Annotated in this window: 17 protein-coding genes; 9 read left to right on the top strand and 8 right to left on the bottom strand. The window is 69.4% G+C overall.

Annotated features, from left to right (window positions below):
* Positions 1–75: 75 nt before the first annotated feature.
* A complete protein-coding gene (locus J7E25_RS09685; RefSeq protein WP_214869913.1) occupies positions 76–939 on the bottom strand; it encodes a haloalkane dehalogenase in 864 nt (287 codons plus the stop codon).
* The gene (locus J7E25_RS09680; RefSeq protein WP_214869912.1) at positions 932–1,417 is read right to left on the bottom strand and encodes a MarR family winged helix-turn-helix transcriptional regulator; all 486 of its coding nucleotides are present in this window, start codon (positions 1,415–1,417) and stop codon (positions 932–934) included. The genes J7E25_RS09685 and J7E25_RS09680 overlap by 8 nt, the downstream gene beginning before the upstream one ends.
* Positions 1,418–1,729: 312 nt before the next feature.
* Here J7E25_RS09680 and J7E25_RS17880 point away from each other — a divergent pair, with 312 nt between their 5' ends.
* Positions 1,730–2,659, top strand: coding sequence for a lytic transglycosylase domain-containing protein (locus tag J7E25_RS17880; RefSeq protein ID WP_251038900.1), 930 nt, complete (start codon positions 1,730–1,732; stop codon positions 2,657–2,659).
* Between the two features lie 50 nt (positions 2,660–2,709).
* Here the strand turns inward: J7E25_RS17880 and J7E25_RS09670 are convergent, their stop codons facing one another.
* A complete protein-coding gene (locus tag J7E25_RS09670) occupies positions 2,710–3,414 on the bottom strand; it encodes a polysaccharide deacetylase family protein (protein ID WP_214869911.1) in 705 nt (234 codons plus the stop codon).
* A gap of 297 nt (positions 3,415–3,711) precedes the next feature.
* The gene (locus tag J7E25_RS09665; RefSeq protein WP_214869910.1) at positions 3,712–4,398 is read right to left on the bottom strand and encodes a YdeI family protein; all 687 of its coding nucleotides are present in this window, start codon (positions 4,396–4,398) and stop codon (positions 3,712–3,714) included.
* A gap of 118 nt (positions 4,399–4,516) precedes the next feature.
* Here J7E25_RS09665 and J7E25_RS09660 point away from each other — a divergent pair, with 118 nt between their 5' ends.
* The 4 genes from J7E25_RS09660 (at position 4,517) to J7E25_RS09645 (ending at position 7,257) form a co-directional block, all read left to right on the top strand.
* A complete protein-coding gene (locus J7E25_RS09660; protein WP_214869909.1) occupies positions 4,517–4,798 on the top strand; it encodes a hypothetical protein in 282 nt (93 codons plus the stop codon).
* Positions 4,799–4,868: 70 nt separating this feature from the next.
* Complete coding sequence (locus tag J7E25_RS09655; RefSeq protein WP_214869908.1) at positions 4,869–5,126, top strand: BatC protein; 258 nt, start codon at positions 4,869–4,871, stop codon at positions 5,124–5,126.
* Positions 5,126–6,361, top strand: a complete 1,236-nt coding sequence (locus J7E25_RS09650) for a cupin domain-containing protein (protein ID WP_214869907.1) — start codon at positions 5,126–5,128, stop codon at positions 6,359–6,361. Before J7E25_RS09655 ends, J7E25_RS09650 begins: the two co-directional genes overlap by 1 nt.
* Complete coding sequence (locus J7E25_RS09645; RefSeq protein ID WP_214869906.1) at positions 6,358–7,257, top strand: sucrase ferredoxin; 900 nt, start codon at positions 6,358–6,360, stop codon at positions 7,255–7,257. Before J7E25_RS09650 ends, J7E25_RS09645 begins: the two co-directional genes overlap by 4 nt.
* Positions 7,258–7,280: 23 nt before the next feature.
* Here J7E25_RS09645 and J7E25_RS09640 read toward each other — a convergent pair whose 3' ends face one another.
* Entirely contained in the window at positions 7,281–7,508 is a 228-nt protein-coding gene (locus tag J7E25_RS09640) for a hypothetical protein (RefSeq protein WP_214870073.1), read from the bottom strand.
* Positions 7,509–7,636: 128 nt separating this feature from the next.
* Here J7E25_RS09640 and J7E25_RS09635 point away from each other — a divergent pair, with 128 nt between their 5' ends.
* Positions 7,637–8,086, top strand: a complete 450-nt coding sequence (locus J7E25_RS09635) for a hypothetical protein (RefSeq protein WP_214869905.1) — start codon at positions 7,637–7,639, stop codon at positions 8,084–8,086.
* Positions 8,087–8,185: 99 nt separating this feature from the next.
* On the top strand, positions 8,186–8,986 hold the full coding sequence (locus tag J7E25_RS09630) for an alpha/beta fold hydrolase (RefSeq protein ID WP_214869904.1): 801 nt from the start codon (positions 8,186–8,188) through the stop codon (positions 8,984–8,986).
* 15 nt (positions 8,987–9,001) lie between these two features.
* Here the strand turns inward: J7E25_RS09630 and J7E25_RS09625 are convergent, their stop codons facing one another.
* Positions 9,002–10,606 (bottom strand): cytochrome b N-terminal domain-containing protein, encoded by a 1,605-nt coding sequence (locus J7E25_RS09625; RefSeq protein WP_214869903.1) that lies wholly within the window; start codon positions 10,604–10,606, stop codon positions 9,002–9,004.
* Between the two features lie 98 nt (positions 10,607–10,704).
* Here J7E25_RS09625 and J7E25_RS09620 point away from each other — a divergent pair, with 98 nt between their 5' ends.
* Both J7E25_RS09620 and J7E25_RS09615 read left to right on the top strand, forming a co-directional pair.
* Positions 10,705–12,084 (top strand): FAD-binding oxidoreductase, encoded by a 1,380-nt coding sequence (locus tag J7E25_RS09620; RefSeq protein WP_214869902.1) that lies wholly within the window; start codon positions 10,705–10,707, stop codon positions 12,082–12,084.
* Positions 12,081–13,469, top strand: coding sequence for a class I SAM-dependent methyltransferase (locus J7E25_RS09615; protein WP_214869901.1), 1,389 nt, complete (start codon positions 12,081–12,083; stop codon positions 13,467–13,469). The genes J7E25_RS09620 and J7E25_RS09615 overlap by 4 nt, the downstream gene beginning before the upstream one ends.
* Here J7E25_RS09615 and J7E25_RS09610 read toward each other — a convergent pair.
* The gene (locus J7E25_RS09610; protein WP_214869900.1) at positions 13,466–13,642 is read right to left on the bottom strand and encodes a hypothetical protein; all 177 of its coding nucleotides are present in this window, start codon (positions 13,640–13,642) and stop codon (positions 13,466–13,468) included. The two genes, J7E25_RS09615 and J7E25_RS09610, sit on opposite strands and share 4 nt — an antisense overlap.
* 369 nt (positions 13,643–14,011) lie before the next feature.
* A complete protein-coding gene (gene ectB / locus J7E25_RS09605; protein ID WP_214869899.1) occupies positions 14,012–15,286 on the bottom strand; it encodes a diaminobutyrate--2-oxoglutarate transaminase in 1,275 nt (424 codons plus the stop codon).
* Positions 15,287–15,330: the final 44 nt, after the last annotated feature.

The following is a 15,330-nucleotide window of genomic DNA, read 5'->3' as shown; positions in this document are numbered from 1 at the left end:
CTCGTCGCGCGTCGGCCCATCGATGTGGTCGGCCTGTGAGGGCGCGCGGGAGCGACGCCTGCACTTCATGACGGTTCAGCGCAGCGCGTGCCGGTCGAGCCAGGCCCCCACCGCACGGCCGATCTCGGCCGACCTGTCCTCGGTCGCGTGGTGCCCCGCCGGTCCGAGACCCTCGATCTCGACGGACGCCAAGTGCTCCCGCGCCCAGGCGATCGATCGCTCGTCGATCAGCAGGGTGGCTGAGTTCTCGAACGTGAGCAGCAGCTTCGGCACGTCTCCGGACGCCTTCAGCCATGACCCAGCCTGCTCGAGCCGCCCGACCAGTTCCGCGGGCGGCTCGGCGAGCTGACGCGCCCAGGCGAGCAGCGGGCGACGGCTCTCTCGGGAGGGATAGGGCGCCAGGTATGGAGCGAGGTCCTCGTCGGTCACCGGCGTCAGCACACCGAAGGTGTAGGCCTGCCGAAGTGCCGTGTCGTGGTCCAGGAACATCACTTCTCCCTCCGGTGAGGCGATGAGCTCGCTCCGGGCGCGGGCCTGAGGGGACAGGTGCTCGGGTCGCACCGGCCGGAGCACCGCCTCGAACAGGGCTGTGCCCCGCACGCTGTCGGGGAACCGTGCCGCCCGGTCGATCGCCAGAGCGCCTCCCCAGTCGTGTCCCACGAGGACCGCCGGTTCGTCCCCCAGCACGGCGTCGAACCAGCCGTCGAGGTAGCGGGCATGGTCGGCGAAAGTGTAGGCGAGGTCAGGCTTGCCCGACCTGCCCATGCCGATCAAGTCGGGCGCCAGCAGACGGCCGTGCCCGACCACGGGGAGCACGTTGCGCCAGGTGTGCGACGACGACGGATTGCCGTGCAGGAATACGACCGGCGTCGTGCCGGGATCTGCGGGCCGGGTCTCGGTGAAGTGCATGGTCGAGGTGAGTACGGTCACGTCAGGCATCGGTGGCTCCAAGATCGAGTGGCGCGTTGAGCAGCTCAGTGAGGGTGGCGACGAACTCGACGGTTCGAGTGCTGTCGCGCCCGCCGAGTGGCGCGAGTAGCTGGTCGAGGAGCGCCTGAACCGTGCGCATCGCGGGGCGGACGACTGAGAGGCCGCGGTCCGTGATGTTCAGGCGGACGATGCGCGTATCGCGTTCGTCGCGTGTGCGGACGACCAGTCCGTCGGACTCCAGCGAGCGGATCAGACGCGAGACATACATGGGTTCCATGCCCGACGCGTCGGCGAGGGCACGCTGGCTGGGGGAGCTGGGACCGTCGGCCGGGCGAGCGGCACCCCGCAGTGAGTAGAGGGTGGTGAGCACCACGTACGTGGCGTGCGTGAGGCCATGAACGCTCACGGCGCGGTCGACGGCGGCGCGCCACCGAGTGGAGAGCCGCCAGACGAATGCGCCGGCCATGGCACCGGGTGGGTTGGGCATGGCGTTCAATATACATGGCAATAGTAGCCATGACAACTAAAGACTCCGCCGTTCCACGGCGTACTCATGAACGAGTCGGATGTCGCGCCGTGCCAGTGCCACTCGCCGGGCGGGGTGTGGACGGTATCGCCGGGGCCGGCGCCCCCACGTGCCCGAACTTCTCCAGCCCGCAAGTGAGAAATGCTCGTATACAGGTGCCCGGCGCGCGCGTAGTGTGAAGGGACGGGTCATCGTCGCAGAGCACGAACGAGCGGGCGACGGTTGACCCGACGGGCAACCCCTGAATCAACGCCCGAACGGAGCGGCTCACCGATGTCATGGGACGACGATTCCTACGCCGACGAAGACGGCGAGCGTCGCCCAGCCCGAGCCACGGGGAGGCAGGTTGCACGCCGTGCCGTCGGATATGCCGGCCTTGTGACCGGCGTCGGGGCATTGGTTGTCGCGCTGGTCGTCGGTGCCATCTACGCGGCGAACGTCGTGGGGCTCGCGGCCAACCCCGGCGGATTCGCGGCACCGGCTGCGAACGGCCTGATCGTGGCCCTGCCACCGGTGACCACGCAGCCCGGGCAGAGCGAGCAGAGTGAGCAGAGCGCGCAGGAGGCGCAGGACGCGCAGGTCGACGGCCAGACCAAGCCGATCGAGGAGTCGACGGCAGTGCCAGGCCCCGAGGCGTCGCCGATGCTGCTCGTGGATCCCGCATGGATCGTGCGGATCGCGGTGGCGACGGGGATCCCGGAGCGAGCATTGTCGGCCTATGCACGCGCGCACGTCGCGCTCGCCGCGGAGGATCCGGCGTGCGGTCTCGACTGGGCCACGATCGCCGCCATCGGTTCGATCGAGTCGGGTCATGGGAGCTACGGCGATGCGGTGCTCGATGAGAACGGCAGAGCGCAGCCGTCGATCATCGGTCGGGCACTCAACGGCGACGGTGTCGCCACGATCAGGGACACCGACGGCGGTGTCCTCGACGGCGACGTCACGTGGGACCGGGCGGTCGGACCGATGCAGTTCATCCCGTCGACCTGGTCGAGGTGGGCGAGCGATGGCAACGGCGACGGGGTCACCGACCCCCACCAGATCGACGACGCCGCGCTGGCGACGGCACGGTACCTCTGCGCGTCGGGGTCGATGACCAGTCCCGAAGGGTGGCGGGCTGCGGTCTTCTCGTACAACCACGACAACGACTACGTCGACAAGGTCGCGAGGTTCGCACGCCAGTTCGCGACCTCAGCCGGGTAGGGCATCGGATGCCGCGGCATCCGTCGCCACACCGTCGCAGTAGCCGCATTTCACCGTGAAGCCGCTCCATCGAGCAGCGTGAAGCGGTATCCCTCGTGGGCGAGGGCTGCCGTGGCGGCGGCGAGTCCGGCCGCCGTTCCTGAATCGGGCTGGTTCATGTGGGCGATCGCGATGCCACCGGGGGCCAGCATTCGCGTCTCGCTCTCTACCGCCGCGGCGTCGTACGTCGCGCCGCCGTCTCCGTTGACGGTGAACCCGACGACCCGCTCACCCAGCTCCCGCACGATCGCCACAGCGACCTCGTCGTAGTGCGCGGTACCGGAGCGGAACCAGCGCGGGGAATATCCCGCGAGTTGCGAGAGCGTGAGATGGTTGCTCCAGATCTCCTCCACGACCTCATCAACGCTCGTCGTGCCCGGTATGCCATAGGCGGACTGGCCGGAGATGGACAGCGGGCGGTGCGCGGTACCGTGATTGCCCAACTCGAACTGCGGCATGCCGGCGAGCTGACGTGCCAACGCTTCGTTCGACTCGATCCACCGCTGATTGAGGAACAGGGTGGCGGGGATCCCATGCGTCACGAGGTGGTCAATCAGTGCTTCGTCGACGCTCCCTCCGGATGACCCGCCGCAGGCATCGAGCGTCAACGCGACGAGTGGCGTGGAACCGTCGTGGGTCACCGCAAGCTCGTTCTCCACCCCATCGACGAAGAGCCCCCACTGGTGTGCCTGGGCGCCGCGGAACCTCTCCGCCACCGCCAGCGGATCCACCTCGGGCGGTAACGGCGTCGGGCTCGGGCTCGGGCTGGCGGCGAAGGCGGTCGGAGGCACGCTCGGCAGAGGGCGTGAACCGGCTGGCTGGCTGCTGTGTGACCGGGCAGTCGCGCAACCGGCCGTGAGCAGCGCAACGCCCGCAAGCAGGGCGGTGCGCCTCGTGCACCCCCCACGCGACATTCTCGGAGTCTAGCGAGATGGGCACCGAGGGCGACGTAGCCGAGCGGCAGACGAACACTTCGCGTCAGCCTCAGCGGAGCCCGAGCGAATCCGCCAAGGCTACCGGCGTGGGAGCTCCGCTGCGGCCTGCGCGGCAGCCGCGGCTTTCTCCACCCACTTCGGCGTCTCGCCGTAGCGCTGGAACGGCACCAGCCGGCCCGCCGCGCTGTCTTCGATGACCTGCGTGAGCCGGCGTTCGCGCGTGGCCTCCTGCTTGGCCGAGAGCACCCAGTGGGTGACCTGGCGGCGGTAGGTTGCGGTGGCCGCCTGCCAGAATGCGGATGCCGCGGCATCCGTCGCCAGCCGCGCAGCGGCCTCGGGCGGCAGCTCGCTGTTCGGGTTCTCGTGGGAGTACACGCCCGACCGGTCTTCGCGCCGCCGCTCGAACGCGGCGATGCCCGCTTCGTGCATGCGCCCTTCGGCGATGAGCTGCTCGACGAGGGCGATGTTCACGCTCGACCAGATGCTCGAGGGCTTACGCGGGGTCCAGCGCTGGCGGCGCGCATCGTCGTCGATGCGCTGCGACACCGAGTCGATCCATCCGAAGCACAATGCCTCGGGCACCGCCTGTTCCCAGGTCAGCCCCCGATCGGGCACGTGCTTCTTGTAGAGGCCCATCCACAGTTCGGTCTCGGTGGCGTGGTGGGCCTCGAGCCAGGCTCGGAACTCCTCGGGCCCCGAGAAGAAGAGGGCGGGCCGCTCCGGTGTGCCGCCCGGCGTGCCGGCCGTCGTGGTCCTCGTGGTCATGACCCGAGTCTGCCAGCAGCCACCGTCGAGCGACGTCGTGCCGGAGTCCCGAAGGGACCGATGCGGCCGGGGCCGCCGGGGCGCTACATTGACCCCATCGAGGCAAGGGAGGTGCGTCATGTCGGATGCCGAGCTCGCATACCTGCGGGAACGAGCCGCCCGCGGCGACGAGGACGCGGCCGCGCAGCTCGTGGAGTTGGCCGGTGAGCGGGAGGACGCCTACGAACTGCGGCTGCTCGCCGAGAGCGGCAGCACCGACGCGATGGACGAGCTCGTGCAGCTCGCAGCCGAGAAGGGCGACGTCGCCGAGCTTCGGCGACTCGCGGCGGGCGGCAATCAGGATGCAGCCGAACTGCTCGACGAGCTCTACGACGAGGACCGGACCGAAGACGGCACCTGACGGCGTCAAGCCATCGCATCCGAGGGGAGCCCTCGATACGCTTGGCGAGGACGCAACGAGAGGACATCGAATGACGATCAACGATGACGACATCACCCTCGAGCCGGGCGCTGAGGGTGAAGGTGTCGCCGACGGCGGCGCCAACCCTGCTGGCCACGATGGTGCCGCTGATGGATCCGCCGCTGAGGGGGAGGGTGTCGCCGACGGTGGCGCCAACCCGGGCGGCCACGACGGTGGCGCCGACGGATCCGCCGCTGAGGGAGAGGGTGTCGCCGACGGCGGCGCCAACCCCGAGGGCAACGACGGCGGCGCCGACGGTTCGGCGTAATGACCCGTTCGGAGCGCGGGCCGATCAGTCGGCCCGCGCTCTCACGGTGCATCCGGGTGTCGGCTGAGGAGTTCGCCGAACGGTACTGGGGCTATGAACCCCTCCTCTCCACGGCCGACGACCTCGCCGCCGGCTTCGACGATCTCTTCTCGGCGGCGGCCGTCGACGAACTCGTCACCCGGCGCGGCGTGCGCACCCCCTTCATCCGGATGGCGCAGGAGGGCTCGGTGCTCGCGGCATCCGCCTACACCGCCTCAGGCGGTTTCGGAGCGGAGATCGCCGACCAGGTCTCCAGCGACAAGGTGCTCGCCGAATTCGCCGGCGGCGCGACCATCGTGCTGCAGGGCCTGCACCGGCTGTGGCCGCCCATCATCGACTTCACGCGCGAGCTCATCGACGACATCGGGCACCCTGCGCAGGTGAACGCCTACGTGACCCCGCCCTCGTCGCAGGGATTCGACCCGCACTACGACACCCACGACGTGTTCGTGCTGCAGATCTCGGGCGAGAAGCACTGGCGCATCCACGCGCCGGTGCTCGTCGACCCGCTGCGCACCCAGCCGTGGGACCAGCACCGCGCCGCCGTCGCCCGCGCGGCGACGCACGAACCGGTGATCGACGTCGTGCTGCGACCGGGCGATGCCGTCTACCTTCCGCGCGGCTGGATCCACTCGGCGACCGCGCTCGGTGCGACATCCGTGCACCTGACCGTGGGCATGTCGGCCTACACCCGCGCCGACATCGTCGATGCGCTGCTCGAGCAGGTGGCCGACAACGCCGCCTTACGCGCGTCGCTGCCGCTCGGCCTCGACCTGCGCGACCCCGAGGCACTCACGCCGATCGTCGAGCAGACCGTGCAGGCGCTCATCGAGACGCTGCAGCAGACGGATGCCTCGCGGCCGGCCGCCATGCTCAGCAGTCGTTTCGACGCCGCCACCCGCGCCGAGCCGGTCGCTCCGCTCGCGACCCTCGAGGCGCTCGCGACGCTGGACGCATCGACCCCGGTGCGGTGGCGCGGGTCGCTTTCGGTGCGCATTGCGACGGCCGACGACCGGGTGCGCATCGTGGCGCGCACCAAGACGTTGTCGCTGCCGATCGAGGCGGAGCAGGCCGTGCGCCGACTCGCCACGGGCGACGTCGTGACGTCGGGGGAGTTGCCCGGTCTCGACGCCGAGAGCGCCGTGGTGGTCGTGCGCAGGCTTCTGCGCGAGGGATTCGTGGTGGCGCCCGCGTGACCCTCGTTGCAGAGCACTGGGCACCGTGCAGCGATCGCGCCCGCGAGCGGGACGATCCGCTCGTCGGCACCGGTTCGCGCGGGCTGCGCTGGTTCCTCATCGAGGTCGCCGCGAGCTGGGGGCACAATGCCTTGCTCAACGAGCCGTTCGACCGCACGCTCGGACGCGCCTTGGTGCGGCGCATCGAGGGCGCCGGCATGCGACCGCTCGCCATCCGTCGCACGGGCCGCCGGGTCGCTCCGGCGACGCAGCGGTGGGCGATCGTCGATTCGCGACCGGGTCGCGAGAGCGTGGTGTGGGGAGAGGTGGCGGATGCCGCGGCGCTGCTCGAGGTGCCGCTCGACGGGTCCACCGGCACCCCATCTTCGCGGCCCCTCTATTGCGTCTGCACCCACGCCCGCCACGACCAGTGCTGCGCCGTGCGCGGACGCCGCGTGGTCACGGCGCTCGCCGAGGCGCATCCTGAGGAGACGTGGGAGTGCTCGCACCTCGGCGGCGATCGGTTCGCCGGAACGATGGTGGTCTTCCCGCACGGGCTCTACTACGGGTACGCCGACGACGGCGATCCCGTGCGGATCGCTGACGCCTTCGAAGACGGTCGCGTCGTGCCGGAGCGGTACCGCGGGCGCAGCTCGCTGACGCATCCGGTGCAGGCTGCGCAGCACTACGCGCGAGAGACGTTCGGAGACGACCGGATCGCGTCGTTCCCTCCGATCGCCGAGGAGGCGGCCGACACCGGATGGCGGGTGCGCCTCGAAGGCGCCGACGGTGTCGTCGTCGTGGAGCTCGACGAGGCTCCTTCCGAACCACTGCTGTCGACGTGCGCCGCGACCCGGTTCGTGCGGGTGCGGCAGTACGTGCTTCGCTCGATCAGCGTCGAGCGTTCGCAGGAGTAGGCGTAGGCGAGTGCGGCGCTCGCCTACGGCATCCGTGACCGGCGGCATCCGCTGACCGGAGGCATCCGCTGACCAGGAGGCAGCCGTTCGTCGTCGCTGATCGGCCGGTGCACCTCGACGTATTCGCCGCCCGGCAGGCGGACGATCCGGCCGGTCTCGAACCCGTGGAGCACGAGATCCCGGTCCTTGCGTTGGAGCCCCAGACAGACACGACGAGTGATCTCGAACGCGATGATCGGCACGAGGAGCAAGGAAATCGGCGTCGACGAGATCGTGCGGGGACGACGCCTGACGGTCCGACGCGAGGCGCATGAGCAGCACTCGTCATACTGATCGGATGACAGATGAACCGCCCCGGCGACGGCCCGACACCCGATCGATGACCATCGACGAGTACTTGGAGTTCAACCCGCGTCTTGACCGTGAGCGCCTCATCGGCGAGATCCGGTCCGATCAGCGTGGGGAAGATGCCATGGTCGCCCGAGCTCGCGGCGCGACGCTGCTCGACGGTGCGCTGGAGTTCGAACTGTTTCTCGAACGGAGCCGCCGACTGAGTACGTGGCCGGGAGTCCGGCGGCTCACTCGCGATGAGGTGTTCGCCGACCACGATCGGGAAGCCGTCGACCAGGCGAAACTCCGAGCGCGCGCCCTCCTCGATGATGCTGAACGGTATGGCGAGGAACTGCGCAGCCAGGAGAGCCGTCAAGATCTCGGGAAACCGTCGGATCGCGAACGTGATGTCCGAGCGGAGATGCGAACCGAGCATCCCGGCTTCTCGGACCGCAGTTACTCCGCGGTACTCAATCGGGGATTGTTCCTGACCCGCTGACCGTATGCCTCATCGGCGAAGTGGTTTCGACCGCGGAATCCGACGACCAATATGACCAGAGGCAGCGGTGCACGCGCCGAGGCCGCGAGAATGGCTGACATGAGCGCGCTGATCCCAGCACTGACCGAGATGCCGGCGCCGCAGTACGTGATGTCGGCCGACGGGCGCCGCATCGCCACGTACCTGTGGGGCGACGAGGATGCGCCCACGGTGCTGTGCGTGCACGGATTCGCGTCGAGCTGCCGCGACAACTGGGTGAGCACGGGGTGGGTGCGCGACCTCACGCGCGCGGGCTTCCGGGTGCTCGGGGTCGACCAGCGCGGCCACGGTGCCAGCGACAAGCCACACGAGGCATCTGCGTTCAGCATGGATGCCCTCGTCGACGACCTCGTCACGGTGCTCGACACCTACCTGCTCGACACCGTGCAGTACGCCGGGTACTCGCTCGGCGCGCGAGTCGGCTGGCAGGTCGCGGTGCAGGTGCCCGACCGCATCGAGCGCGCGGTGCTCGGCGGCATCCCCGACGGGCGCCCGCTCGCGCGACTGCAGATCGAGCAGGCGCGTGCCTACGCCGAGCACGGCACCCCGGTCGAAGACCCGGTCACCCGTAACTACGTCACCCTCGCCGAGCGGGTCGCGGGCAACGACCTGCGTGCGCTCGTCGCACTCGCCGGGGGCATGCGCTCCGGCGACGCCGACCCAGACCCGCAGCATCCGCCGATGCAGCGCATCCTGTTCGCCACCGGCAGTGAAGACGCCATTCTCGAGCGGTCGAAGGGACTGGCGGATGCCACGCCGAACGGCGTGTTCGTCGAGCTGCCCGATCGGCACCACTTCAACGCGCCGGGCTCGCGGGTGTTCCGGCAGGCTGCGGTGGAGTTCTTCACCGGGCGCAGCTGAGGTCGCGCAGGCTGCTCACACCGCCGGGCGCTCGAGCGGAGCCGCCGCGTCGCCCGGCGCCTCCGGGCGGGCGATCCGGTCTTCGAAGAAGAACCGGGAGAGACGAGCTCGCAGTCGCCGCGCCGGCGTGAGCCTGCCCCGCGCGTCGGGGCGGAGCACCGCCGGCACCTGGTCGACGACGCCGACCAGTCGCTGCCGTTCGTCGTCGCTGATGCGCCCGTGCACCTCGATGTACTCGCCGCCCGGCAGGCGCACGATCCGGCCGGTCTCGAACCCGTGGAGCACGACCTCTCGGTCCTTCCGCTGCAGCCCGAGGCAGACACGACGAGTGAGCTCGAACGCGATGATCGGCCCGAGGAGCACGAGGAGCTGCAACGTTGCGATCACGCCCTCGATGGTCAGCGAGAAGGCGACGGCGACGAGGTCGGCGCTGCCCGCGAGCCACAGCACGCCGAAGAACGTGAGCCCGGCCACGCCGATGCCGGTGCGCGTGGGCGTGTCACGAGGGCGGTCGAGCAGGTGGTGGTCGCGATGGTCGTCGGCGATCCACTCCTCGAGGAAGGGATACACCGCCACGACTGCCAATGCCAACGTGATGACGGCGAGGGGCACGAGCAGGGCCAGTGTCCACGTGCGGTCGAGCCACACGAACTCCCAACCCGGCGGAACGAGCCGGAGGGCCCCGTCAAGGAAGCCGGTGTACCAATCGGGCTGGCTGCCCGCCGAGGCATCCGCTGGCGACGAAGGCCCGTAGAGCCAGATGGGGCTGATGGTCACGGTCGCCGAGATGAGCACGAGGATGCCGCTCACGAGGAGTCCGAGGCCCAAGCCGCGGCGAGCGGCATTCGGAACGAGCGGTACGCCCATGACACGCGTCTCGGTGCGACCAGAACCGCGGAACTGCGGCGACCGCTTCCGCAACCAGAGGCCCGCTCGCACGACGAGAAGCGCCACGAGCGCGACCGAGACCGCGAGGTGCAGCGGGTAGAGGTTGGCGAGCACGCTCCCGGGGAACGCCCCGCCGAAGAGCAGCCGGGAGACGTCGGTGCCGATGAACGGGATGCCGAGCACGATCCCCTCCACGATGCGAAGACCCGTGCCCGACAGCATGTCGTCGGGAAGCGCATAGCCGCTCCACCCGCCGGCCAGCGCCGCCACGAACACGAGGAACAGCAGCACCCAGGTGGCGCGGCGCGGTCTGCGGAAGCCGCCGGTGAAGAAGATGCTCAGCATCTGGAGGATCACGGATGCCGGGAGCAGGAGGGCCGCCCAGTGGTGCGCCTGTCGCACGAGGAGCCCGCCCGGCACGTCGAAGCTCACGTGCATCGTCGAGTCGAACGCCTTCGAGACCTCGGCGCCGCGGAGCGGGGCGTACGAGCCGGAATACGTGACGACCTCGTTCGATGGCGTGTAGAAGAACATGAGCACGAGGCCGGTGACGAACAGCACGAGAACGCACGCGGCGGTGACGATGCCGAACAGGTTCGTCCAGTGGTTCGGCACGGGGCGGCGGCGCAACTCCGCCCACCGGTGCGAAGCTCGTCGCCCGAACCTGGTCGCCGCCAGGCGCTCCGCGAGCCGATCGCTCACGGTGCGCCGCTGCTTGTGCTCGACAGTCATCGTTCCTCCTTGGCATCCTCACTACTAGTTAAGACACCGCAGAGAGCAGAAACGTGACATCCGTGCCGGGAAGGTTCTCCGCGGACTACCGTGGAGTCGTGTCCGTTCCTGCGACCGACGCACGGGCCGCTCACGCCGATGGCGTGCAGCGCCTTCTCGAGAGCTACCGGGCAGTGCCCGCGACCGCCTCGGTCCGGCTCGCCAAGCCGACGTCGAACCTGTTCCGTTCGCGCGCGGCCACCGGCGCTCCCGGTCTGGATACGTCGGGCCTCACGCGCGTCATCACGGTCGACGCCGAGGCGCGAACCGCCGACGTGGCCGGCATGTGCACCTACGAGGATCTCGTCGCGGCGGCGCTGACCTACGGGCTCGCGCCGCTGGTGGTGCCGCAACTGAAGACCATCACCCTCGGCGGCGCCGTGACCGGCCTCGGCATCGAGTCGACGTCGTTCCGCAACGGCCTGCCGCACGAGTCGGTGCTCGAGCTCGACGTCCTGACGGGCGCCGGCGAGGTGCTCACCGCATCGCCCGTCGAGCACCCCGATCTGTACCGCGCCTTCCCCAACTCGTACGGCACGCTGGGCTACTCGGTGCGCCTGCGCATCGAACTGGAGCCCGTGAAGCCGTTCGTCGCGCTCACGCACCTGCGGTTCCACTCACTCACCGACCTGGTCGCAACGATGGACCGCATCGTCGGGAGTGGCACCCTGCACGGGGTTCCCGTCGACTACCTCGACGGCGTGGTGTTCAGCGCCGACGAGAGCTACCTGTGCGTCGGCGTGCAGACCGCGACATCCGGCCCGGTCAGCGACTACACCGGCCAGCAGATCTACTACCGCTCGATCCAGCACGACGAGGGCGCCAAGCATGACCGGCTCACGATTCACGACTACCTGTGGCGTTGGGACACCGACTGGTTCTGGTGCTCGGAAGCGTTCGGCGCGCAGCATCCGCTGATCCGACGATTCTGGCCGCGGCGGTATCGGCGCAGCAGCTTCTACTCGAAGCTCATGCGCTACGAACAGCGATTCGACCTCGGCGACCGCATCGAGAAGCTCAAGGGCCGCCCGTCGCGTGAACGCGTGATCCAAGACGTCGAGGTGCCGATCGAGCGGTGCGCCGAGTTCCTCGACTGGTTCCTCGCCAGTGTGCCGATCGAGCCGATCTGGCTGTGCCCGCTGCGCGTGCGCGACGACGAGGGCTGGCCGCTCTACCCGATGCGGCCGCAGCAGACCTACGTCAACGTCGGCTTCTGGTCGACGGTGCCGGTTGGGTCGATCGCGGGGGAGACAAACCGGCTGATCGAACGCAAGGTCAGCGAAGTCGACGGGCACAAGTCGCTGTACTCCGACTCCTACTACTCGCCCGAGGAGTTCGACGAGCTCTACGGCGGGCAGACCTATCGGAACGTGAAGCAGCGGTACGACCCCGATTCACGGCTCCTCGACCTCTATGCGAAGGCGGTGCAACGACGATGACCTCGTTCAAGGAACACGCGGCGGAACAGGCTGAGAATGCGAAGAAGGCGGATGCCTCGGAGCCGGATGCCCCAGTGGGAGCGGATGCCTCGGAGAAGGCGGATGCCGCTGGCAAGCTCACCCTCGCCGAGATCCTCGAGATCCTCACCGCCGGCCGACTCCCGCTGAGATTCACGGCCTACGACGGCAGCTCGGCCGGACCACCGGACGCCACGTTCGGGCTCGATCTGAAGACGCCTCGCGGAACGACCTATCTCGCCACCGGCCGCGGCGATCTCGGCCTGGCCCGGGCGTACATCGCCGGCGACCTCGAGGCCCACGGCGTGCACCCCGGCGACCCCTACGAGCTGCTCAAGGCGCTCGCCGACGACCTTGTCTTCAAGCTGCCGTCGCCGCGGGTGATGGCCCAGATCTTCCGCTCCATCGGGGTCGAGCACCTGCGACCGATCGCGCCGCCGCCGCAGGAGGTGCCGCCACGCTGGCGCCGCATCGCCCGGGGACTGCGGCACAGCAAGACCCGTGATGCTGAAGCGATCCACCACCACTACGACGTCTCGAACACCTTCTACGAGTGGGTGCTCGGGCCGTCGATGACCTACACCTGCGCGTGCTACCCGCGCTCCGACGCGTCCCTCGACGAAGCGCAGGAGAACAAGTACCGGCTGGTGTTCGAGAAGCTTCGGCTGAAGCCCGGCGACCGGTTGCTCGACGTGGGCTGCGGGTGGGGCGGCATGGTGCGCTATGCGGCCCGCCGCGGCGTCAGGGCCCTCGGCGTGACGCTCTCGGAGGAGCAGACCTCGTGGGCGCAGCAGGCCATCGCCGACGAGGGCCTCACCGAGCTGGCCGAGGTTCGCTACGGCGACTACCGCGACATCGCGGAGACCGGCTTCGATGCGGTGTCGTCGATCGGGCTGCTCGAGCACATCGGCGTGCGCAACTACTCGTCGTACTTCACGTTCCTGCAGTCCCGGATGCGGCCCGGCGCGCTGTTGCTCAACCACTGCATCACGCGACCCGACAACCGGCACGAACCGTCGACCCGGGGTTTCATCGACCGCTACGTCTTCCCCGACGGCGAGCTCACCGGCTCGGGCCGCATCATCAGCGAAGCGCAGGATGTCGGCTTAGAGGTGCTGCACGAGGAGAACCTGCGCCCCCACTACGCGATGACTTTGCGCGACTGGTGCGCCAACCTCGTGGAGCACTGGGATGAAGCGGTGGCCGAGGTCGGGCTGCCCACCGCGAAGGTGTGGGGTCTGTACATGGCCGGGTCACGGCTCGCCTTCGAGACCGGTGGGATCCAGTTGCACCAGGTGCTCGCGGTGAAGCCCGGCGCCGGCGACGGCGACGGCGGGGTGCCGCTGCGACCGTGGTGGACGCCTTAGAGGAGCGTGGTCGCGACCTGCGAGAGGATCTGCACGATCGGGGATGCAAGCACCACGATCGAGACCGCCGTGAATACGGTCGCAAGTCCCGCCAGGGCAGTCACGCCCGCGAGTCGAGCGAGCGTCGAGTGAGGTGTGGAGTGGTTCACGTCGACGACGCTACCGACGGCCATTCTCGAGCGAATCAGTCTGCGGGAGCATCCCGCGTCAACCTTTCGGCTGACGGGCAGCAGCGGATGAGGCAGTTTCGAGCGACACGCCGGGTCGGATGCCTCGACGCGCCGCAGCGCCCGCGATTCTTCCTCATCCGCTGCCGAGGGTCACGACCGGGAGCGCTGCGAGGTCGGCAGGGTGCGCAGTGAGGCGCGTCGGGATCGGGGTGCCCCGGTCGGCGCGGATGAGGCAGTTTCGAGCCACACGCCGGGTCGGATGCCTCGACGCGCCGCAGCGCTCGCGAATCTGCCTCATCCGCTGCTGGGAGTCACGACCGGGAGACGAGGGCGGATGCTGCGGCATCCGCTGTCCCGATCACCCTGCGGCGCTCAGCCGGCGAGCACCGCGTCGAGACTCTCGCGCACGATCGCGAGGCCGCGCGCGAGCTCGTCTTCGGTGATGGTGAGCGCGGGCAGGAACTTCAGCACCTCGTCGAAGGCGCCGGAGGTCTCGATGACGAGGCCTCGCCGGAATGCCTCGGCCGAGATGCGGCCGGCGAGGCCGCGATCGCCGTCGCACGCGAGGCCGTACATGAGCCCGCGTCCGCGCACGACGAAGCCGAGCTCGGGGTGCGCGGCGGCGATCTGCTCGAGTTCGGCGGCGAGCAGCGCCGACTTCGCGGCCACGCCGTCGACGAGCGCCGAGTCGGCCCAGTAGGTCTCGAGTGCGACGCGTGCCGAGACGAACGCAAGGTTGTTGCCGCGGAACGTGCCGGTGTGCGCGCCCGGCTTCCAGACATCGACGTCGGGGCGCAGCAGCACGAGCGACATCGGCAGGCCCGAGCCCGAGATCGACTTCGACACCGTCACGACGTCGGGCACGATGCCCGCCGCCTCGAAGGAGAAGAAGGCGCCGGTCCGGCCGATGCCGGCCTGGATCTCATCGAGGATCAGCAGGATGCCGCGGGCCGCCGTGAGTTCGCGAAGGCGCTGCAGCCATGGCACGCTCGCGACGTTGATGCCGCCCTCGCCCTGCACGGCCTCGACGATGACGGCCGCGGGCAGGTCGAGTCCGCTGCCCGGGTCGTCGAGCATCTTCTCGAGCAGGTCGAGGGTGTCGACATCGGGGCCGAGGTATCCGTCGTAGGGCAGGCGCACGATGTCGTCGAGGCCGACGCCGGCCGCGCTGCGGTAGTGACTGTTGCCCGTCGCCGCGAGCGCGCCGAGGCTCAGACCGTGGAACGCGTTCGTGAAGGCGACGATGGTCGAGCGGCCGGTGGCCTGGCGAACGACCTTGAGTGCCGCTTCGACCGCGTTCGTGCCGGTCGGGCCGGTGAACTGCAGCTTGTGGTCGAGCCCGCGCGGCTCGAGCACGAGACGCTCGAACGCCTCGATGAACGCCTTCTTGGCCGAGGTCGCCATGTCGAGACCGTGGATGATGCCGTCGCGCTCGAGGTACTCGATGATCGCGCGGGTGAACGCGGGATTGTTGTGCCCGTAGTTGAGCACGCCCGCGCCGGCGAAGAAATCGAGGTACTCACGGCCGTCGACGTCGATCAGGGTCGAGCCGACCGCGCGATCGAACACGGTGGGGAACGCACGGATGTACCCGCGCACCTCGGACTCCCGGCGGTCGAAAACATCCAGGGCGGCGGCGTCGCTCATGGCAGGCGTGCTCCTCTTCGGGTGGGATGACGGTGCATCGAGCT

Source organism: Agromyces sp. ISL-38 (assembly GCF_018613935.1).
GTDB lineage: Bacteria > Actinomycetota > Actinomycetes > Actinomycetales > Microbacteriaceae > Agromyces.
The sequence above is the reverse complement of the archived record's forward strand: the minus strand, read 5'-3'. Positions and strand labels throughout refer to the sequence as shown.